We start from the raw sequence: 20965 nt of genomic DNA, 5'->3' as shown, positions 1-20965 counted from the left end.
TTCACCCAGAGGAGGAGACGTTACTTTAGCGTCGCACACAATCATGCGGGTCGATCGACTACTCTCCATGCTGCTGATCATCTCCGGTAAAGGCACGGTAACGGGCAAGGCGCTTGCCGAGCATTTTGAGGTATCCTTGCGGACGATCTACCGGGATATCGAAAAAATAAGCGAAGCCGGCATACCGGTTGCAGCGTCCAGCGGCAAGGGCGGAGGATACTATATTATGGACAGCTATAATATAAGCAGCCTCTTTTTAAACCGGGATGAAGCTCATACGTTTGTAACGGTAATGAAGAATTTACACGGCTTGTTTGGCAGGAATGAAGCCTTTAATGACATTATGCTGAAGGTTGAACATACCTATAAGGCGGAGCCCGATAAGGACAAACTGACTTTGGATATGTCCCATTTCAGCATGGAGCAGGAAATTAAAGAGTACCTTGGGATCATAAGCAGGGCCATTACGGATAACAGGCTGCTCGTGTTCAAATATATCAACAGGGATATGGAATATCTGGAGCGTACGGTAGAGCCAAGCTCAATTGACTTTCGCTACGGCCATTGGTATGTGACGGGCTTTTGCCGGATCAGAAGGGACTACCGCAGATTCAAGCTTGTGCGGATCAGGCAATTGGAGCAGGGGCCGGCTTTTGAAAAAAGAGAGCTGGCAGCAGACCGGATTGCCGAGGTCATTGAGCAGAGCTACTCGCAGCGGGAAATACAGGTTGTGTTAAGATTTACTTCACGGATTGGCGCGCAGCTTACCGAATATTTTCAGAAAGAGAAGATTAGCCGGAGTGAAGATGGCTTCTATCTCGTGTCGGATACGTTTCCTTATGAGGAGGGCCTGCTGAAATTCATTCTAAGCTTCGGCAAGGAGTGCGAGCTGCTGGAGCCCCGTGAATTACGGGCAGAGCTGCAGCAATATATACGAAATATGCTTTTACCCTACAATGACTGACGCCCTGGTGTCAGTCATTGTGTTTTATAGTAGGGATATCGACGGGAGGAATACATAACGCCCGCTACAACTAGGCTAAATAATACATATGGAGGTAAGTGAATTTGAATACACACTACTATTTCAGCTGGTTTAATGATTTTTTCCCAGAGAGGCTTGTTAACTGTTTGCATGAGGATATCCAAGACCGTAGATCACTTGTTATGATTAGCGCTGGGCCGTCTGGTTATGAAGGGGAGCAAATTAACTTTGATGATATTTCTGAATGGACATGGCTGCATCAGGCTAACCTTATTTTTGATGAATATCACTTTATTGATTACCGCATGCAGAAGGAAGAGGCCCGGCGGGTCATTCAAAACGCGTCTGTCATTTTTTTATGCGGTGGAGATCCTAGCTTGCAGAACGGTTTATTGGCGGAATATGAATTATCGGATCTTATTAAGAACAGCAATGCCGTTATATTGGGTGCCAGCGCCGGTGCGCTAAACATGGCTGCAAAATGGATGGAATTGGATAACGCAGACGATGACACTGAAACAGGTAAAAGATATGATGGTATTGGCTTTGATCCTTTTGCTTATGAATCTCACTCTAAACGCGACTACGCTACGTTTGTTCAGGGCTACCTGTTCCCTTTGTCTGAAGAAATGGATGTTTATGCGGCAGAGCAGGAGAGTGCTATACGTGTAAAGGACGGCAGAGTAGAAATAATGGGTCCTGTATATTTAATCTCCCGTTCAAAGATTCAGAAATTGGTTGAGACACTCCAGCTACTCTAGATGAAAATGAGGTTAACCGGATTAAGCCGGCTAACCTCACATAACATGCAATTATTTTACGGACACATTATATTCTTCCTATCAAAGGAAATGAAAACAATCATTTTAAAAAGGATGCAGTAAGCTCAGCCAGTTGTTTTGCTTGAGTATGGTGTAAATAATGCCCGCCCTCTATTATTTCAATAGCTGACCGTTCACTATTCTTAACCATGTCTTGATGAATCTTCAGCCAGTTATCATCAGGTTCCGTACTTTCAGCAGCCAAAAAATATAGTACGGGCAGATTCTTGGGATACTGTATGTCAGCCGTTTTATTGAAATTCTCCAGCATTGCTTTGCCTTCATTCATGGTTGCTTTTGACCCGATATTTTTAAGTGATATATATTTATACTGCTCGCCTAGCTCAGCTCCCACATCCGGAATGTTCAATATGTCGGCGTTTATATTTGAGAGTAGGCGGAACAGTCCCGACTTGCTTAGCAATTCAATGGTCTCCTCGCCATTATCAGCAGCATCTCCTTGTGAAGGAAGACTGCTGTCAATTCCTATAAAGGCTTCAACTTCAAGCGGGTATTTGTTAATATACTCAAGAGAATATACCCCTGAAATGGAATGCGCCATAATGGTGTATTTATTAATTCCCTGCTCAACCAAAACCTCATGGATTTCCTCCGTTAGATTTTCAACGGATCTTTCCTTATCTGTATCATCACTTAAACCATACCCGAATGGTTCTATCGCAATAACGCGGTACTGTTGTTCTAACTCATCAATCAGTTGCTTGAAATCAATTATGGGCGCGGCTGTCATATAGCCAGGTAACAAAACGATAGTCTTGCTGCCGTTCCCGAAGATCTGAAAATTCATTTTTTTTCCGTCTATAACAACGGACTCACCGTAAGAAACGATCTTTTTCTCTTCGCGTCCCAGCTGGATCTTATTGTTAATAAAAATTCCTGCAAAAAACAATGCAATAAGGATTAGTACCGATAGTAAAATGACCCCGACAATTGTAAACGTTTTTTTCATGATGTGCTCCTTCTTTTATTACATAGTAGCTTCTGTAAGTTTTTGGACGATTGTTGTAAGGACCGCATCACTTATAACATGTACTCCACTTTCTTTTAATACATACTGGGCAGCTTTTAATTTTTCAAAAAACAATTCAACCGTATTTGGAAATAATGCTTGAATGAACCAGGTGCTTGTTAATAAAATAACAATTTCCGCCATTTGTGCCGGCTGTGGTACTTGGATAGAGCCATCCGCATTGCCGGCATGAATATACTTTTCAATTATTGGAACAAAAACTTCGCACATTTGAGTGTTATAAATCGAAATAAAGGTAGGGTCCTTGAGCAAGGACAATGAGATTACTGTCGATTGTGTAATATCCTCATTAAACATCGATTCCAGTAGAAGCGTTTGGATTTTTTCTAAGCCGTTTAGATCATCCCGTTCATCAATAGAATCTAATAAAGCCTGTTCGGGTATAAACCTTTTTGCGATTCCGACTATAATGTGATGTTTGGATTCAAAATGATGATAAATAGCTCCCCGGGTGAGACCGTCCAATCCAGTAACAACATCACTGATAGAAGTCTGCTCATACCCTTTCTCAATAAATAAAACAGAGGCCGTATCGAGTATTAAGTTTCTGACTTCCTTTGCGGTATATTTCTTTTTCAAGTTGCCCTCCTAAAAACATTCAATCGGTATGTTTTTTGCAAGTATAAGATAGATAAGCATAAATATCAATTCTTTTTTGTAAATCTGTTGTCTGTTTGTATAAAGATCACTGCATGGAAGATGGGGAATTGTCTCGCCAATTGACATCCACCCCTAACCAATGCTAATTTTAATGAGAATATTAAAGGCAATGTAACCTTAGGGTTCAACCTCGCTGAGAAGTGTGGGTTGGGCCCTTTTTGCATTCCGGCATTGGGGAGGATATAGGATGAAGCGGACAGAATTACTTTTACAAAGGCTGGATGAGATTGGGGAGACGCTCGGACGTAAGGGTGGGGCGTTTTTGCTGCTGGGTGTGGGGTCGGTGGGGGTGGAGCTGGAGCGGATGGATGAGTATTCGGATTTGGATTTTTTTGTTATTGTGGAAGCAGGGCAGAAGGACAGGTATATTGACCGGCTGGATTGGCTGGAGGAGACGTATCCGCTTGCGTATGCTTTTAAAAACTCTGATGTGGGCTGCAAAATCCTGTTCGAGGACGGGATTTACGGGGAATATGCGATATTTGAGGAGCGGGAGCTGACAGATGCCGCTTATACGGAGGGCCGGGTGGTTTGGAAGAATCCGCTCTACAACAACACGGCCATAGCCAAACCGCGCAGACCGCTGCCGAGTCAAAAGTGTGATTCCCTGGACTTTCCGCTGAACGAAGCATTAACCAACCTGTATGTGGGTCTGGGGCGGTATGCCAGGGGAGAGCGTCTGTCGGCTGTCCGGTTTATTCAGGGGCATGCGATCGACCGGATTCTGTCGGTGCTTCATCTGCTGGAGCCGGAGGTGGATTATTTTCCAGATCCCTTTGGGAATGAGCGCCGTTTAGAGAAGCGATACCCCGGTTTTGCCGACAAGCTTGGCGGTATGCTGCAGGGATACGATTATGTACCGGAATCGGCGCTATGCATTTTAGAGTTTATTGAAGAGGTGTATCCTGCCAATCCAAGACTAAGTACGGAGATACGAGACCTGGTTCATAAGCTTACTGTCAGATAGGAGGGATATACAATGCTACAAAAAGCAGACCTGGAGCAGCTGCTCGGCCCAGATAACGACTCTGCAGTGCCGCTGGTTGTGCTGATGTGCGGGATTGCGGGCGCTGGCAAAACGACCTTTTCGCAGCAGATAGAGCCGTACGGCTTCACGCGCCTGTCTATTGATGAAGAGGTCTGGTCGGTTCGTGGACGGTACGGGATTGATTATCCTGTGGAAAAGTACCGGGAGTATCTGAATGAGGCGCATCTCAGTCTGCATAACCAGATTGTAAATTGCATTAACGAGCGCAAACCGGCTGTGGTAGACTCCAGCTTCTGGAACAAGGCGGAACGGGATAAGTATAAGCGGCTGATCGAAGAGGCAGGGGGCCGGTGGAAGCTGATCTACCTGAAGGTGCACCCGGATGAGCTGCGGAGGCGGCTGAAGGTGCGGAGTGAGCGCTTTGATGCGAATGCTGCTTTTGCGATTACAGAGGAAATGTTAAATACCTTTCTTAGCGGCTTTGAAGAGCCAAAGGGTGAAGGCGAATGGGTTATCGAGAATTGAAAAAAGAACCTCAATTCCCTCTGCAGAGAGGATTTGAGGTTCTTTTTTAAGCTGAACCCGCCGTTAGTTATATATTGCAGACAGGCGAAGGTTATCTTTTGACATAGAATAGCACGGTAAACATTACTGTATTATGTGACTTTTAGTGTGTACACCGGTTGGGAGATAGTGTAAATTCTACATATGTGTATATTTTTTCTTGGAGGCTGAAGGATTTGAAAAAGTATCTGGCGTTATTATTAGGATTATCGTTATGTCTGCCGGCGATAAGTACAACCGCATTTGCGGACAGTAAGGATATAAAGGTCAACGTTGAAGGGGAAGCAGTCGTGTTTGATCAGCCCCCCGTTATTTTTGAAGGCCGGACCCTGGTTCCCATTCGTGCTGTTTGTGAGAAGATCGGCGCAACCATCAAGTGGGATGTAAGTACCCAGACTACGACTGTAAGTAAAGGAAATACAACGCTAAGCTTACAAATCGACAGCCAGCTAATGCAAGTGAGCGGAGGAGCTCCGGTTCAATTGGATGTTCCGCCACAGATTTATAACGGACGTACATTATTGCCTATACGTGCAGTAGTTGAGAACCTGGGGTATGAAGTAACCTGGAACGCAGCTAAGCAGATCCTTTCTATTGAACAAGAGGGCGCTATTATCGTGGATGATCTGGAGAATACACAAGCGTATGGAGTAGATAATTGGGCACAAATCTCCCCGGTTCATCAGTTCTCTTATAAGAATGAAGGCCTTGCATACGCCTATGCCGATCGTAATCAGCTTAAGATAACAACTCCCGGCAAAACGTTAATCTTAGAAGTGAAGTATCCTATTCTTGGGGATGTCATTTCAGATGACGACGGTAACTTTTATGTCGTTTGGGGAAAAGAAAATGATACACAAAATGCTGCAATTGAAACGGTCTTTATTTCAAAATACTCGCCAGAAGGACAAGAGCTGAAAACAACCGGGTTTGTAGGAAAATCCACGCCATGGCGTGATGCTGATTCAGCAAAAACTAAGGTTCCTTTTGCTAGCGGCAACTCCGTATCTGTTATATCAGATGGCATATTGGTCAATTATCATTCCAAACGGAGATACGATGGCCATCAGAGCGATAATGTCATTGCTGTAAAAATATCCGATATGTCGGCATATGCCTTGCCTAATGATACCTATAGCGGACATTCGTTTAACCAAAGCCTGATTTACAGCAAGAAATCATCAGGTTTTCTGTTTGCCAGTCATGGTGATGCGTACGCCCGCGGGTTCAGAGTTAATAATAGCTCCGGAAAATATGGCGATGACTCAGAAATACTGTTCCATTTCTATCTTGAAGCAAATTCAAACTATGATATGTATATAGTGAATACAACGTTTGCCCAGCTTGGAGGGCTTGCAGAAACAAGTAAGGGTGTCGCTTTGGTTGGCGCATCTGCTAAGTCAATAAGCGAAAAGGCAAAGAGTGAGAAACAAAATTTATTTGTACAACTATTTGACCCGCAAGCAGACCAGGTCTCTGCATCTATGTTCATAGGTGGAGAAGTTCGTAGTGGTGCTCTTTCAACAGATATTAATGACAGGGACAATTCACCGCTCGAAAGTGTGACGGACTACGGTGTGCACTGGCTTACTAATTATAACGATACAGATGTTATTGCCCCGCAGGTTGTATCGGCTAATGACCGCATTGTTATATTATGGTCTACCAATAAGGATACCTTCTACATGGTGTTATCTGAAGATGGAGCAGTGATCACCCCTGCAACCTCACTAGGCGGACAACCGCTTAACTCATTTGAGCGTCCGGTATATTATGATGGAGCTGTTTATTGGGCGGCTGTCAAAAACGGGCGGTTAAAAATCATGAGTGTTAGACCTTAAACCTGCCTAAAAAAGAGACCTCAACACGCTCTGCTGAGCGGAATTGAGGTCTTTTTTCATACCACGGCTGCTGACCTTACTGTGGCACCCCTTGCGTCACCCCATGCACATAAGTCTGCCAAGGGGAGTCGAGTGCTCCCTGGCCCGGGTTGTAGGTGAAGAAGTACTCCACCGTGTCGCCCTGCTGCAGGTTCAGCACAGGGTAGGTGAAGTTGCCGTTGCCGGTGGAGGTCATGGCTACATTGAGCTGGCCGCCGCCGTTGATTTTGTAGTGCAGGTCGGCGAAGGTTGCGCCGTTCACGTAGAATTGCAGGTTGTTGCCGGTCTTTTTAAGGCCGCGTACACTGTCGCCGATGATGACGGTGACGGGCGGCGGAGGTACGACGGTGATGGTGCTGGAGGAAGTTTTGCCGCCGTCAGCGGTTGTGGCGGTTACTGTGACGGTGCCCGCCGCAAGTCCGGTTATGCTGCCGCTGGCATTAACGGAAGCAACCGCCGGGTTGGAAACGGACCAGCTGACTGCCTTGTTGGTAGCATTTGCAGGTGCGACATTAGCAGCCAGCTGAACGCTCTGCCCGACTTCAATCTGCGGGGAGGCCGGTGTCACCGTGACTCCGCTGACCGCAACGTTGCCGGGATTACCCGGATTACCGCCGCCGGTGCCTTCCTTATACACGCGTACATAATCGACTAGCATAGTGGCCGGGATGTCAGAGGCTGCCGGTACCCGGCCGCCGTCAAAATGGCCGCCGACTGCCAGATTCATGATCAGGTAGAACGGCTGGTCAAACGGTGCATTCGGATTATTCGGTGCGGCTACCGAATACCACTGCTCGCGGGTGACCTTGAAGAAGAACTGGCCGTCTACATACCATTTCATGTTGTCCTCTTCCCATACCATTGTATAGACGTGGTAATCGTTCGCGAACGTCTGCCCCTGCGGGAACTGATACTCGCCGGCGATGTAGCGGTTCACCGGCCACTGTCCGCCGAAGTGGATCGCGCCGCTGGTTGTGCCCGGCAGCCGTCCCTTGGCTTCCATAATGTCGATCTCGCCGGAAGCAGCCCAGGCGCCGTAGGCGGCATCTTCAGGCAGCATCCAGAGCGCCGGCCAGATGCCGTCCCCGGTAGGCAGCTTGGCACGGATATCTACCCGGCCGTACTGGAGGGACAGGTTATCTTTGGTGTTGATTTTACCGGAGGAATATTCCGCGTACCGGGTAGGGTCCTGCGGGAAAGAACGGTGGTCGTTCAGGGCGCGGATGTTCAGCTGTCCGCCGGAGACGAACACGTTCTGCGTGCTGTTGGTATAATGCTGCAGCTCGGCGTTACCCCAGCCCCAGCTGTTCACGTCGTTGCTGATGTAATAGCCGGTCTCATAATTCCATTTGCTTGTATCAAGCGCGGTGCCGCTGAATTCATCCTGCCAGATGAGGTTCATGCCGGCGATGGCCGGGTCGCTTGGCGTACCGATAGCGATGTCCTCCTGGTCAGATTCATCCGGGCGGGGAGCATTAGGATTGCCGATAAAGTTGTAATAGACATAGTTGCTGCCGACATTTCCGCCGGTCTGTCCGTTCAGCGGATAGCCGATGCGGATTTCCATGTTCTCCTGGATAGGCTGGAACCACAGGCCGTAGATATAGTCAGCCCAGTATCCCCACTGGTTGGCGGCGGACATGTTATTGTATCCGTTGCCTGCATAGACAAAGCCGCTCTGGCCGGAGCTGCTGAGATCAACCCATACACCGGCTTTTTTAATCTGATAGACGAACTTGCCCAGCTCGCTGCCGATCGGCGCGCCTCCGTCAATTTTCGGGAGCGGGAAGCCGATGGAGCCGCTGTTATCAGCGGTGTAAGTCGTATTACTGTCGTAGGCGGACAGTACATAGGAATTACGGACCGGCTGATTGAAGGTAATGGTGTAGACCAGGCTGGCCCCCGAGGTTTTGGATTCCAGCTTCACGTTAATGGATTCGGTTACTGTGAACCAGTAGCCGCCGCCCCCTTCGGTGAACTGGCCGAAATTGCTGTCATAGATCCAGCCGCTGGCCGCATTGTTGTCGATGTTAACCCACTGGCTGCTGCTGACCGGCTTGACGGACAGCTTCAGATCCTGGGCTACTGCAGCATAGATAAGATTCGGGTCGTTGTTGAAGACCGGATACGTAAAGCCCGCACTTCCGGTAAAGCCTGCAGTAAGCGCCGGCCCCTGTGTGGCAGCCATTGATGTAATGGTCGCCGTGTTGACGTTCTGGAACGCCAGTGTGTAATTCAATGTAACGCTGCTGTTGGCTTTGGAGTAGAGCTGAATCTCAGTGGTAGCACCGAGGGTGAACCAGTAGCCGTTCGCACCGCCGTCGCTCCAGTGCCCCCAGTTCTGGTTATAGACGAAGCCGCCTGCGCTGTCGATGTCTACCCAGTTGCCATTTTTCTTCACTTTGACGCCGACATCGCCGGATACATCGTTCCAGGTTGCCCCGCCGCCATTGAATATTGGCATTACAAACCCGTAGCTGGCTTGTCCTACACCCGATTTGGAGATGACCGGCCCGTCTGCCGCCGAGAAATAAGCCATGGACGATACCGTAGTCGCTGCTGCCTGAACCTTAGAAGCCGGTAGCAGCCCTATGCCCGATAACATTACGAGCGCGAGAAACAGACTCCATACCTTACGCGTGAACCGGGGCTCAGCCTTATACATTCGTTTCATACTTGCCCTCCTTTAGAATTAGTCTGGTATTATGGAAACCGCTTACAATATAGTACATCTTCATTCTAGCGAATGGGCTGGACTGGTAAAAGGTACAGAATTTTATATACAGGCCCAATATTTTGGTTTTGGGGAGCTATAGCCCCTCCCTATAACCAGATATGACATTTAGGTGTTATCGGCCGGCCTCAGCCGCATGCTACAATCACAGCACGAAGAACCTGATGCGAGCATAACAGAGGAGGATTTTATCATGTGTAATAAATTTCAAATTGTAGGCAGCCTGTTACGGCCGTCGGAACTGTTAAAATATAAAACGCAGATCGAGCACCGCGATGATATCAGCTATCCGTTTTATCAGGATTTTGCGGGCTATGAGAGCTGCGAGGCTGAGGCAATTAAGGATGTAGTGAACAAGGAAATCGAGCACGGCCTGTCGGTAATCACGGACGGTGAGTATTCGAAATCGATGTGGCATCTGGATTTTGTGTGGGGCTTTGAAGGGGTTGAGCGTTACATCGCGGATCACGGGTACTTTTTCCGGGATAATGATGGAACTTCGAAATATGAGACACGCAAGGATATCGGCCTGCGGATTACAGGCGAGCTGAGCGGGAAGAACCATCATTTTATCAAAATATTTAAAGAGTTCCAGGAGCATGCCGGTGACCGTGAAACGAAGCTATGTGTCCCTTCCCCGTCGCATATTTTTGGAGAGCTGTCCTGGTCTGACAACATTGGCGGCAAGGATGCTGTTTACAAGAACAGACAGGAGCTTAAGGATGGCCTCGTTAAGGCCTATAAGGAATTCGTAGGTGAATTCGCTGCGCTTGGCGGCAAAATCATTCAGTTCGACGACTGCCTATGGGAGCTTTTTGCAGACGATAACCCGAACTCCCCGTATACCGGCGAAAACATCAATCAGGAGGAAGTACAGGCGCTTGCCACTGAATTCATTGATATTAACAACACCGTGATTGATTACGGCCATAGCCTGGGGCTGAAGGTGTGGACGCACAACTGCCGCGGCAATTATGATTCCCGTAACATGGGCGGGGGCTCGTACGTTAAGATTGCCAACCTGTTCCTGAAGCAGCTGAAGTATGACCGCTTTTTCCTGGAGTGGGATGATGAGCGTGCAGGCTCGCTTGAAGCTCTCGCTGTCTTCAAGGATCGCCCGGATACCGAGATCGTACTCGGCCTGCTGTCCTCCAAGACCAACACACTGGACGATGAAGAGCGTGTAGTCAGACTGCTCAATGAGGCAGCGACCATTATTGATAAAGACCGGCTGTATCTCTCCCATCAGTGCGGATTTGCCTCCTGTGACGGCGGTAATGAGCTGACGGAAGACGAGCAATGGGCAAAAATCAATCAAGGGCAGCGGATCGCCAAGCAATATTGGCAGACCCAGTCTGTATAGGTTATGAAAAGAACGGCCTTAACCCAGCGTTTCGTTGGAGTAAGGCCTTTTTTTCTGTGAAAACCATCCGCTACCCCTGCTTGCGCCGCACCATCTGCCGGTATTCCGTGGGCTGCATGCCCATGACCTCGCGGAAGGCGCGGGTGAAGCTTTTGTAGCTTTCATAGCCGACCAGCGGCGTGATCTCGACGATCTTGTACTCCGTTTCGGCCAGGAGACGGCGCGCCTTATCCAGCCTGACATCGCGCAGGTATTCGGCGAAGCCCTTGCCGACATTTTTCTTGAACAGGTTAGAGAAATAAGCGTAGTTCAGCGACACATGGTTGGACACCATCGCAAGGTCGAGCGGCTTGTGGTAATTCTCGTGGATGAAGCGGATCGCCTCGTTCAGGTCCTGCGAGTTGCGGTAGCTGCACTTGAATTCGTGATAGAACTGGCTCAGCCGCAGCATCTGCTGCTGGAGCGCCTGAATATATTCGCGGATGCCCGGATGATCATAGAGGTTGCGCAGCGGATCAATATCCAGCGCATCCTCGCCCATGTAAGGGCGGATCACCCACTCGTACTCCTCCAGCATCTGCACCACCGCCCGGCACAGCCGTTCCGTATAGCCGATGTGATAGCGCTGCAGTACATTTTTATGAAAAAGCATAGAGATGCCTTCCGCAATCCGGCTGCCGCTATCCGCTCCGATGAACCGGAACAGGGCGTACAGCTCCTCATGAGGGAGCTGCCACTGCTGCACCAGCCCGACCGTTTTCTCCGGCAGAATGCAGCGCAGCTCAGGGAACAGATAGCTGTGCTTATGCAGCTCCTGCACCTCCGTATAGGCGGCGGGCAGCGCTTTTAAGCCCCGCTGCGGCCCGGTTATGGCTGCCGTTGCAGCGATCTGCGCAGCCTTAAGCGCCTCAGGCAGCTTCCCCGTATCTGCGGCGGCGTCTACCGCCAGAATCAGATGCGGGCGGCGCTGCAGGCAGATGCAGCCTTCGCTGCCGTACACGCTGTAGGCGAGGGACTCCATGCTGTGGGCGCTGCTCGCGCCCGGCTGGTTGATCCGCCGTTCCTCGCTCAGCAGGCACAGCCGGTAGCTGCCCCACAGCTCCGGATGCTGCTGCTCCGTCCCGAAAGTCCACGCCTCGTCGTAGGCCGAGCCCTGCATGTACAGGCTCAGCTCCTTGCGGTCCGTCTCCCGGGCCATCCGGGACAGCTGCTCCATGTCGCGCGACAACGCCTGCCGGGTTATGACCTCCTGCCACACATGCTCCACCGAGGCCTGCAGATCCTCGCGGTTTACAGGCTTGAGAAGATAACCCTTTGCTCCCAGGCCGATTGCCTTCTGGGCATAAGCAAAATCGCCATAGCCGCTGATGATCAGATAATCGACGGTCAGCTGCTCCTCCCGGGTCCGGGCCATCAGCTCAAGGCCGTCCATATCGGGCATGCGGATATCGGTAATGACAAGCTGGATGCTGTGCCGGCGGAGCAGCTGCAGCGCTTCAATACCGTTAGCGGCGCTATAGATACTGTCCGGCTGCTGCGGGAACTGGCTCACCATCGCCTGCAGCCCGTCGCGGATATGCTTCTGGTCGTCCACAATCAGCAGGTTCATCAACTTCTACCATCCTCCCAGATTGACTTGCTCCCAAGGTAAACATATGGTGACACTGGTGTAAGCACCCTGTACACTCTCAATCGAAAGCCCGCTGCCTTTGCCGTAATGCAGCTGCAGCCGTTTATGCACATTCGCCAGTCCCAGCCCGTTGCGGCTGGCGACAATCGGCCGGTCGGACTCATCGGCCATCTCCTCCTGCAGGCGGCTGAGCGTCTGCGGATCAATGCCAGTACCGTTGTCACGGATTTCAATCAGCAGCATGAAGCTGTTCTCCACGCTCACGTTCATTTCGATGGCTACGCTCCCTCCCGGCGGTGCCGCATGATGCACGGCGTTCTCGACAATGGGCTGCATGCACATTTTGGGGATCGGGTAGCGCAGCACCTCAGGCAGAAGCTCGGCCCGCAGCTCGAAGCTGCTTCCCTCCATAAAGTTAATGAAGCGGATATAGCTGTGGATATTGGCGAGCTCATCGCCAAGGCTGACAGTGTCCCCGCGCCATTGCATGCTGTAGCGCAGCAGTGAGCCCAGCGATACCAGTGCTCCGGCGATCGCAGGCTGCCGTTCTACCTCCGCGCGCATCCGGATCGATTCCAGCGCGTTGTACAGGAAGTGGGAGTTGATCTGCGAGTGCAGCGAATGGAGCTGCGCATTCTTGGCGATCAGCTGCTTATCAACCACCTGAGTCATCAGCCGCTGGATCTCGTCCAGCATGCTGTTATAGCTGACAGCGACATAATCAATCTCATCACCGGAATCACTATCGCTAAGCCCTGTATGAATCTTGGCATCCAGCTGTCCCTGACGCACCTTGCGCATGGAGGCCAGCACCATCTCCAGCCGGCGGAAGATCCGCCGCGTCATATAGGAGATCATGACCATCATCATCAGCAGGACGCACAGGGTAATAGCCACCACAACAAAATACCAGCTCCGCGGCCCCTTCATCAGCTCCTGATGGGAGGTGATGTCGACAATATAGGCATTCAGCGGTGCGATGTACCGGTACAATGCATAGTAAGTCTGATCGCCAGAAGTGACCTGAACGGGTTCATCATGCTGCAGCACATCCAGCCGGCTGTGGACGCGGGTAAGGATATCGTCCAGTTGCCCTTCTGCAACGAGAGCAGACGCATGCGCGGCATTATACACATTGCGGGATGGCTGGCTTCCATCCATAACGACGGAGAAAAAGCTGCCGTCCCTCTCCTCCAGTAAATCGCTGAAAATCGCGCTGTGCCGGGCCCGGATCTCCATAATGGTCGGCCGTTCATTCTGCTTGCCCTGAAGCCGGACCAGCCTATAGTAAGATAAAGTGTGTTCGCCTTCCTGCAAGGAGAATAAGCGGAACGCCGCCCCGTTCTCCTCGCGCAGCGTCATCCAGTAATCTTGCGGCCAAAACCGGTCATAACGGTAGATTTCGGGCCATATTTCGTGCAGGCCGGGGTTATCGACATAGAAGCTGAGCTGGCTGACCAGATCGTAGCTTTGAATGATATTATGCATTTGCTCATACTGGTTCTGCCGGAACTTTACCAGCTGCAGACCGTCAGCCTGCATGTCAGAGTGGATGAAATCCACGAAGCCTTTCTGCGTCAGCGCAGTTGAGGAAGCGTTCTCAAGCATCGTCAGCCGGCTGCGCAGCTGCCCCTCCAGGCGGGACACATGACTGCTGCCCTCGGCCATGGCATCCTTGTACAGCTGGGCTTCCTGCGTGCGGATGAACAAAAAGGATATGACGATAGCCGGGATGGCAATCATCAGGCTGAAGGCCAGAAACAGCTTCTGCGAGATCCGTGAATTGCGGTAAAGCTTCCTTATTGTTGTCTGTACGGCCTTCATTCCCATACCTCCCCATATTTGTAATATACCATGTATTACAAAAATACAGGCAGGTAATCAGCAAAATCTAACTATTCACAGGAGACTCCACAGCAGGTGCTGCAAAGGACTCTGTATAAGCAGGCAATACCGGCCACCCTCAGGCAGCCGGCATCTCTATTAACTAATTTGCCATTTTGGTTTTCCGCGCATCCAGCCCGGCCTGGCGGAATTCTGTTACCTGCTGGAAGCCGTATTCGTCACGGCGCTCCAGGAAGCTTGCAAACACCTTGTCAAAAGCAGCCTCGTCCTTGGCTGTAATCAGCTCCGGCAGCACTTCCTCCCAGTTCTGCGAGATCCGTGACCATGCTACCGCAACCTCGGAATCGCCCAGCGGGTCAAGGCCTTTATAAATGCCGCTGTCAATATCAGCCTGGGCATTAGCAAAGTCCTCCATCTGTTTGATTACCGGTGCCTTCTCCGGTCTCCACTGGTTCACGATAACCGGGTTACGCATCATCCAGTACGTATCAAGCACGCCATATTGCTTCTCCAATGTTTCGATATCACTTGCAATCAGGTTCACCATATCAGCCTTCAGCTGAGGCTTGCCGTCCACAGTCTCCCACGTTTCGCCTTCCTTGCCGAGGAACAGATCCTGCTGCCCCTCTTCACTGGCGAGATAGCTGAGGAAGCGGATTGCCCGTTCCGGGTTTTTGTTCGATTTGCTGATCATCGTGACCATCCAGCCGTCCATGTTGCCGGGGAACAGCTTAGCGCTGTCGCCTTTGCTGTTCTGCGGGCCGTCTACAGCAATATAGTAGGAATCCGGGTTGGCGCTTGCAGCAAGCAGCGGATTCACCGCTGTCATGCCGGTCCATTCACGGATCATCATGAAATAGCGGGCGTTGTTTGTTTTCTCCTCCACCTGTGTATCCGAATCCACGAGGAAGTCGACGTTGATCAGTCCGCGCTCATAAGCGGTGCGGAAGGTTTTCAGCCAGGTGAGGTATTCGGGATCGGTTACGCGGTCATACACCTTGCCGTCTTTTTCATGCGGGACAGCGAGCAGATTCTGCAGATATTCAGTCATCCCGTAAGGCACATTCCCCTGGGCAAAAAACGGGCTCATTGGCTGGCCCTTATATTCAGGATACTTATCCTTCAGCAGCTGTAATGCGCCCAGGAAGCCTTCCGGTGTGCTGAGGTCCGGGCTGCCCATCTCCTCATACAGATCCTTCCGCACCAGGAAGGTCTGATTGGCCGCTGTCATGCCGGTCTCATGCATCAGATTCGGGCTGTAGGAATCATTCGGAACCCCGTAGGTGTTGCCGTTCTCCTGGCGGTACCATTTCAGCGTGCCGTCGCCGGCTACTTTGTAGAAGTAAGGATCATACTGGTCGGCCAGCTCATTCAGAGCGAAGACGTGATCGCCTTCCCAGAGCTTTTTGACAGCGGTTTCCCAGGAGCCCATGGAGATGAGGTCAGGCAGCTGGCCGGAGGTCATCATCAGGGTGATATGCTCATTCGCTTCACCGGAAGGCACTTCAAGCTTGACGTTGACGCCGGTTTTCTCCGTAACGTATTTCGAGGTCAGACTCTCCCCCCAGGAATGGGCGTACCAGTTGGCTCCGACGAACCAGGTCAGGTCAATGGGGCTTGTGTCCAGCTTCCAGGCCGGCTCATCGGGATTCAGTGTGGCTTCTTCCTGCGGTGCGGCTGTAGCGTCAGCCGGAGGTGCGGCTGTCGGCGCGCTTTCGTTATTGGCGTTGCCGCTGCAGGCAGCCAGGGACAGCGAGAGCATTGCAGTCAGCAGCAGGGTCAGACTTCTTTTAACGGATTTACGCTTCATTAGAAGATCATCCTTTCAGTTTGGTTATCCCTTAATTGCGCCGATCATAACCCCTTTGACCAGATAACGCTGAATGAAGGGGTAGAACAGCAGAATCGGCAGTGTGGCTACCATCATGGAGGCGAACTTGATCGAGTTGCCGGGCAGCCTTGCCCCGAACTGGGCCATGGCCTGCTGCTGCATGAACGACATGGAGTTTTCGGCGATGATTTTGTACAGGATCGTCTGCAGCGGCAGGATGTCCTGCGAACGGATATAAATAACGCCCTGATAATAGTCATTCCAGTGATAGACGGCTGAGAACAGCGAGATGGTAGCGATTACAGCCATACTGTTGGGCAGTACGATCCGGAACAGCACACCATAGTCCGATGCCCCGTCCACCTTGGCCGACTCCTCCAGACTGTCAGGAATGGTGCGGAAGAAGCTCATAAAGATCACCATATTGAAAAAGCTGTACATGCCGGGAATGACGAACACCCAGAAGTTATCATAAAGCCCCAGCTTCGTCATCAGAATAAACGTAGGAATGAGTCCGCCAGAGAAAAGCATGGTCACCAGGGCCACCTTCATGTACACCTTGCGTCCGATCAGCGTCGTCTTACTCAGGCCATAGGCGATAATGGCGGTGAACAGCACATGTGCCGCCGAGCCGATTATAGTACGCAGAGTGGTGATCAGGAACCCGTTCATCATCGTTTTGTCATTAAAAACAACACTGTAGCTCGCCAGCGACAGCTGCTCCGGGAACCAGTTGACGGTGCCCAGCAGCGCCTGCTCCGGCGCGTTAAGCGAGTTAATCAGTACGAACCACATCGGATACAGCGTGAGAAAGCATACGCCCAGCATCAGCAGGGTGTTGAAGACTTCAAATACGCCGATGCTCCGTAAGCCTGTGCGACTTTTCAACGGTCTGCCCCCTTTCTAGAAGATACTGTCCCCGGTCAGTTTTTTGGATGTCTGATTCGCCATGAACAGCAGCCCCAGCGCCACAATGGATCGGGCAAACAGCACCGCTGTGGAGAAGGAATGCCGTCCTGACACAAGCCCCATGTTGTAAATGTACAGGTCGAGGCTTTCCGCCATTTTCATGTTCATATTGTTCTTCAGCATAAAAATCTGTTCAAAATTACTGCCCAGAATACCGCTCACCGCGAGAATGAACAGGATAGCGATTGTTGGACGGATGCTCTGCACGGTAATATGCCACATCCGCTGCCAGCGTCCTGCACCATCAAGCTCCGCAGCTTCATATAATCCGGGATCAATGCCCGAAATAGCCGCAATGTAGATAATGGCACTCCAGCCTGTTTCCTTCAGCGTATCGGTAAAAAAGGTAATCCACCAGAAGTATTTGGCATCACTGTTAAAAAGAATCTCGCGGTCCTGCAGCCCGATCGCCATCATCAGCTGATTGATAACACCGCCTTCGCCCAGCCAGTTGAGCGCAATCCCGCCGAAGATCGTCCACGCGATAAAATGCGGCAGGTACGATATGGTCTGCACCGTACGCTTGAAGCGCAGGCTGCGGATTTCATTAAGCAGCAGCGCGAACAGAATCGGAATCGGAAAGCCTAAGATCAGCTTGATGCTGCTCATCCCCAGTGTATTGCGGATCGAACGCCAGAAGCGGTCATCACTCACGAAGGCTTCAAAATGCTTCAGCCCGACAAACGGCGATTCAAGCATGGGCTTCGCGATACTGTAGTCCATAAAGGCGATAACGAGCCAGAACATCGGAAGATAACAAAAAATAACCATCCAGACAATGCCCGGAATAACCATGCTTTGCAGCTGCCACTGTCTAAAAAACGCTTTCATTTGTTCCCCCCGGAATCGAAACATGTCTTTTGTCCCTCCCTTCCTCTTCATCGTAAGAAAAAAGGCGCAGGAAAAAAAGGCCACCGTTTTTGCCGCCATCCCAATTTTTTGGATTCCGATATGCGTGATCCGAAATGCAGTATGCTGTGTTTACATGAGAGGAGTGTGCCAAGCGATGAGCAAGCTGGTGTGGGAGCAGGATTTTGTAAAGAACGGGGGCGATCTCAGCCTCTGGAACATCCGGACGGGCAATGATCTGCTCGACCTGAATGATAAGCCCGTCTATCCGGGCTGGGGCAATAATGAGCAGCAGTTTTATACAGGCCGTGCCAATAATCTTTACTTTGATGAGCAAGGGCTGAACCTGCGGGCATGCCGTGAAAAAATAGAGCAGGACGGGCGGAGCTTCGGCTACACCTCAGCCCGTCTTGATACAAGGAACCACTTCTCCTTCTGCTACGGCAGGCTCGTAATCCGTGCCAAGCTGCCCGTGGGCCAGGGCCTGTGGCCGGCAATCTGGCTGATGCCGCAGGAATATGCCTACGGCCTGTGGCCGGCGTCCGGTGAGCTGGATATTCTGGAGGCCAAGGGCCGCCTGCCCCGGGAGATTGCCGGTACACTGCACTATGGCAAGGATCTGGACAGCAAGGTAGTCGAGGAGTTTACCTACGAGCTTGAAGACGGCACGGTTAATCAATTCCGTGATTACGGCCTGGAGTGGAGGGCGGACTCCATCCGCTGGCTGGTGGACGGCCACTGCTTCGCCGAGCGCCGGCTGGAGCCCGGCATGCCGTTTGACCAGCCATTTTATCTGATCCTCAACCTGGCCTTGGGCGGATGGTACGACAACAATGCAGCGGTGGATGAGTACAGCCTGCCGGGGGTGATGACGGTGGCGGGGATTTGGCTGTATGAATAGTCTGTAATTAGCTAATGAAATCCTTGTGCTTCATCTGCAGCCATCCTCCGGCAGTACAGAGCAGGATGGTTGCAATCAGGATCTGGCAGGAGCCGGCCAGATTTATACTTCCCGTAAAGGCGCCGTAGAGGTGCGAGACCAGATCCAGATGCAGGATCGGGTAATAATCGATTATCGCAGTGTAGCTGCGCAGCATCGTCAGGAATGAATCCAATATCATTACTATGATAAACGACATCAATACGGCAAAAGAAGAGGAGGCGCTCAGCAGCAAGGATACCCCGAGAACAATACTTGAAACGGTCGCCACCGATAAAAGGTTGAGTCCGATGCCTGCTATCGCGAGCTTCCAGCTCTGCATGGTAACAGGAATGCCGGCCTGATTCAGCACTGCATAAGGATCCATAAAGCCCAGTCTTCCATCCTTCAGCAGACCGATGGTGAACGAAAGCGTGTGAATAAACAGCAGCACTGAGGATGAGAGCACGATTAGAAATAGTAGCTTGCCCCAGAATAAACGGGTCCTTCCCATCGGGCTTAACAACAGATGCTTAATCGTGCCGGCAGAGCCTTCGGCTGTAAATAAGTCAGCGCCGATGATGATGATAATCAAGGGAATTATGTACTTAATAAGCATTCCGCCGGTGTCACTGTTGATCCAATGAACAGCCCCTTTAGGCTCTGGCGGGATGTTTGCCTGTAACTGATAACCGGCTATAGCCAGCTGGCCGTTTAATTGTTTCCGGACCGTATCTTCGCTGTCCAACAGCTGTATTTGGGTTTCAAGCTGTTTAATTTTTAATTCGAGCTGCGGACGCCAGTCGTCATTATGGACCGCCGGCGCTGAAGCATCTCTCATATTCCACTCGGTTATAAGCAGGGCAAATACGAAAACTGTATAAGTAATAAGAATGACAACAACCCGTTTTTTTCGCTTGATCCATTCATTTATAAGAATCCCTCTCCAGTAACTCACGTAGACCGCTCCCTGCTTTGGGTTGTGTTAAGAAAGAAATCCTCCAGAGACTGCTTACTGTGCTCGATACTATATACATAAATCCTCTGCTGGTACAATAAGTTAACTGATTCCGGGATTTGATTTTTTTCCATCTCAAGAATAATTTTGGAATCCTGGATAACAGGCTGGAACCCCGCATTTTTCAACAGCAGGACGCCTTCATCAAGCTGTTCGGGATCAACGGACAAAGCAATAGCCGCCGGCTGCAAATGAGCTAAATCCTGCATGGCCAGCGTTTCTCCGTTATCAATAACGATAACCCGGTCACATAAATGCTCCATCTCACTTAATAAATGGGAGGAAATAAAAAAGGATACTCCAGTCTTATCCCGTAATTCGCGTATAAGCAATCTCATATCAATAATGCCAGCCGGGTCAAGACCGTTAGTGGGCTCATCCAAAATAATTAAGCTTGGCGAGGCAAGCAACGCCTGGGCAATTGCAAGCCGCTGCTTCATACCCAGCGAGTACCGCTGTACCTTTTCAGATATCCGTTCCTGAAGCTGAACCGTCTGGACGCACCAGTTCACTTGTTCCATAGAGACCCGTTCACCGCTAATGCGGGCTGCTTGAAGCAAATTTTCCATTCCTGACAGATACCCGTAGAGGGCAGGCTGCTCAACTATGGCTCCGATTCTCTTCATGGCCTCAGTAAATTCCGTGTGAATATTAAAGCCGCACACCTTAATCTCGCCCTTGTCAGGTTTAATCATCCCGGTTATTAACCGGATGGATGTTGTTTTTCCCGAGCCGTTCGGCCCCAGAAAACCGACAATTTCTCCTCTGTTTACTTCAAAAGATAAATTCTTAATGATATCCCGTTTTCCGAGCCGTTTGGATACGGAACGAACCTCCAGCACTCGCGTATGTTCCATT

General features: G+C 50.6%; 17 protein-coding genes. 7 read left to right on the top strand and 10 right to left on the bottom strand.

The genetic code is table 11. From position 1 onward, the window contains the following. The first annotated feature begins 43 nt into the window (after positions 1-43). Together R70331_RS29850 and R70331_RS29845 are read left to right on the top strand one after the other, a co-directional pair. Positions 44-964 (top strand): helix-turn-helix transcriptional regulator, encoded by a 921-nt coding sequence (locus tag R70331_RS29850; protein ID WP_042181821.1) that lies wholly within the window; start codon positions 44-46, stop codon positions 962-964. Positions 965-1068: 104 nt separating this feature from the next. Then, positions 1069-1746, top strand: a complete 678-nt coding sequence (locus R70331_RS29845; RefSeq protein ID WP_042181819.1) for a Type 1 glutamine amidotransferase-like domain-containing protein — start codon at positions 1069-1071, stop codon at positions 1744-1746. 100 nt (positions 1747-1846) lie between these two features. Here the strand turns inward: R70331_RS29845 and R70331_RS29840 are convergent, their stop codons facing one another. Then, the gene (locus tag R70331_RS29840; protein WP_042181817.1) at positions 1847-2776 is read right to left on the bottom strand and encodes an alpha/beta fold hydrolase; all 930 of its coding nucleotides are present in this window, start codon (positions 2774-2776) and stop codon (positions 1847-1849) included. 18 nt (positions 2777-2794) lie between these two features. Continuing rightward, the gene (locus R70331_RS29835) at positions 2795-3436 is read right to left on the bottom strand and encodes a TetR/AcrR family transcriptional regulator (protein ID WP_042181815.1); all 642 of its coding nucleotides are present in this window, start codon (positions 3434-3436) and stop codon (positions 2795-2797) included. A gap of 268 nt (positions 3437-3704) precedes the next feature. Between R70331_RS29835 and R70331_RS29830 the strand changes: the two genes are divergently transcribed. The 3 genes from R70331_RS29830 to R70331_RS30865 all read left to right on the top strand — a co-directional run bounded on the left by R70331_RS29830 (position 3705) and on the right by R70331_RS30865 (position 6910). Then, positions 3705-4484 (top strand): hypothetical protein, encoded by a 780-nt coding sequence (locus tag R70331_RS29830; RefSeq protein ID WP_042181812.1) that lies wholly within the window; start codon positions 3705-3707, stop codon positions 4482-4484. A 12-nt stretch (positions 4485-4496) separates the two neighbouring features. Next, positions 4497-5030 (top strand): P-loop nucleotide/nucleoside kinase family protein, encoded by a 534-nt coding sequence (locus R70331_RS29825; RefSeq protein ID WP_042181811.1) that lies wholly within the window; start codon positions 4497-4499, stop codon positions 5028-5030. A 215-nt stretch (positions 5031-5245) separates the two neighbouring features. Then, positions 5246-6910, top strand: a complete 1665-nt coding sequence (locus R70331_RS30865) for a copper amine oxidase N-terminal domain-containing protein (RefSeq protein ID WP_052419273.1) — start codon at positions 5246-5248, stop codon at positions 6908-6910. 76 nt (positions 6911-6986) lie between these two features. On the opposite strand, the gene R70331_RS29815 is transcribed toward R70331_RS30865, so the two are convergent. Further along, on the bottom strand, positions 6987-9623 hold the full coding sequence (locus R70331_RS29815) for a family 16 glycosylhydrolase (protein WP_042181809.1): 2637 nt from the start codon (positions 9621-9623) through the stop codon (positions 6987-6989). Between the two features lie 253 nt (positions 9624-9876). On the opposite strand from R70331_RS29815, the gene R70331_RS29810 reads away from it, so the two are divergent. After that, positions 9877-11046, top strand: coding sequence for a cobalamin-independent methionine synthase II family protein (locus tag R70331_RS29810; RefSeq protein WP_042181807.1), 1170 nt, complete (start codon positions 9877-9879; stop codon positions 11044-11046). Between the two features lie 70 nt (positions 11047-11116). Here the strand turns inward: R70331_RS29810 and R70331_RS29805 are convergent, their stop codons facing one another. The 5 genes from R70331_RS29805 to R70331_RS29785 all read right to left on the bottom strand — a co-directional run bounded on the left by R70331_RS29805 (position 11117) and on the right by R70331_RS29785 (position 18152). After that, a complete protein-coding gene (locus R70331_RS29805) occupies positions 11117-12655 on the bottom strand; it encodes a response regulator (RefSeq protein ID WP_042181805.1) in 1539 nt (512 codons plus the stop codon). A 6-nt stretch (positions 12656-12661) separates the two neighbouring features. Further along, positions 12662-14500: a sensor histidine kinase gene (locus R70331_RS29800; RefSeq protein ID WP_042181803.1), complete on the bottom strand. Its 1839-nt coding sequence runs from the start codon at positions 14498-14500 to the stop codon at positions 12662-12664. A gap of 163 nt (positions 14501-14663) precedes the next feature. After that, positions 14664-16331 carry an extracellular solute-binding protein gene (locus R70331_RS29795; RefSeq protein ID WP_042181801.1) on the bottom strand — a complete coding sequence of 556 codons (1668 nt, stop codon included), beginning with the start codon at positions 16329-16331 and terminating at the stop codon, positions 14664-14666. Positions 16332-16355: 24 nt separating this feature from the next. After that, positions 16356-17240 (bottom strand): carbohydrate ABC transporter permease, encoded by an 885-nt coding sequence (locus R70331_RS29790; protein ID WP_042181799.1) that lies wholly within the window; start codon positions 17238-17240, stop codon positions 16356-16358. Positions 17241-17255: 15 nt separating this feature from the next. Next, complete coding sequence (locus tag R70331_RS29785) at positions 17256-18152, bottom strand: ABC transporter permease (RefSeq protein ID WP_231576380.1); 897 nt, start codon at positions 18150-18152, stop codon at positions 17256-17258. Positions 18153-18327: 175 nt separating this feature from the next. Between R70331_RS29785 and R70331_RS29780 the strand changes: the two genes are divergently transcribed. Beyond that, positions 18328-19071: a glycoside hydrolase family 16 protein gene (locus R70331_RS29780; protein ID WP_042181796.1), complete on the top strand. Its 744-nt coding sequence runs from the start codon at positions 18328-18330 to the stop codon at positions 19069-19071. Between the two features lie 7 nt (positions 19072-19078). Here R70331_RS29780 and R70331_RS29775 read toward each other — a convergent pair whose 3' ends face one another. Together R70331_RS29775 and R70331_RS29770 are read right to left on the bottom strand one after the other, a co-directional pair. Beyond that, entirely contained in the window at positions 19079-20047 is a 969-nt protein-coding gene (locus R70331_RS29775) for a DUF2705 family protein (protein WP_042181795.1), read from the bottom strand. Further along, a complete protein-coding gene (locus tag R70331_RS29770) occupies positions 20044-20964 on the bottom strand; it encodes an ABC transporter ATP-binding protein (RefSeq protein WP_042181794.1) in 921 nt (306 codons plus the stop codon). Before R70331_RS29770 ends, R70331_RS29775 begins: the two co-directional genes overlap by 4 nt. Position 20965: the final 1 nt, after the last annotated feature.

It is taken from the genome of Paenibacillus sp. FSL R7-0331 (assembly GCF_000758645.1).
Lineage (GTDB): Bacteria > Bacillota > Bacilli > Paenibacillales > Paenibacillaceae > Paenibacillus_AQ > Paenibacillus_AQ camerounensis.
This window is presented reverse-complemented; position numbering and strand designations above follow the sequence as displayed.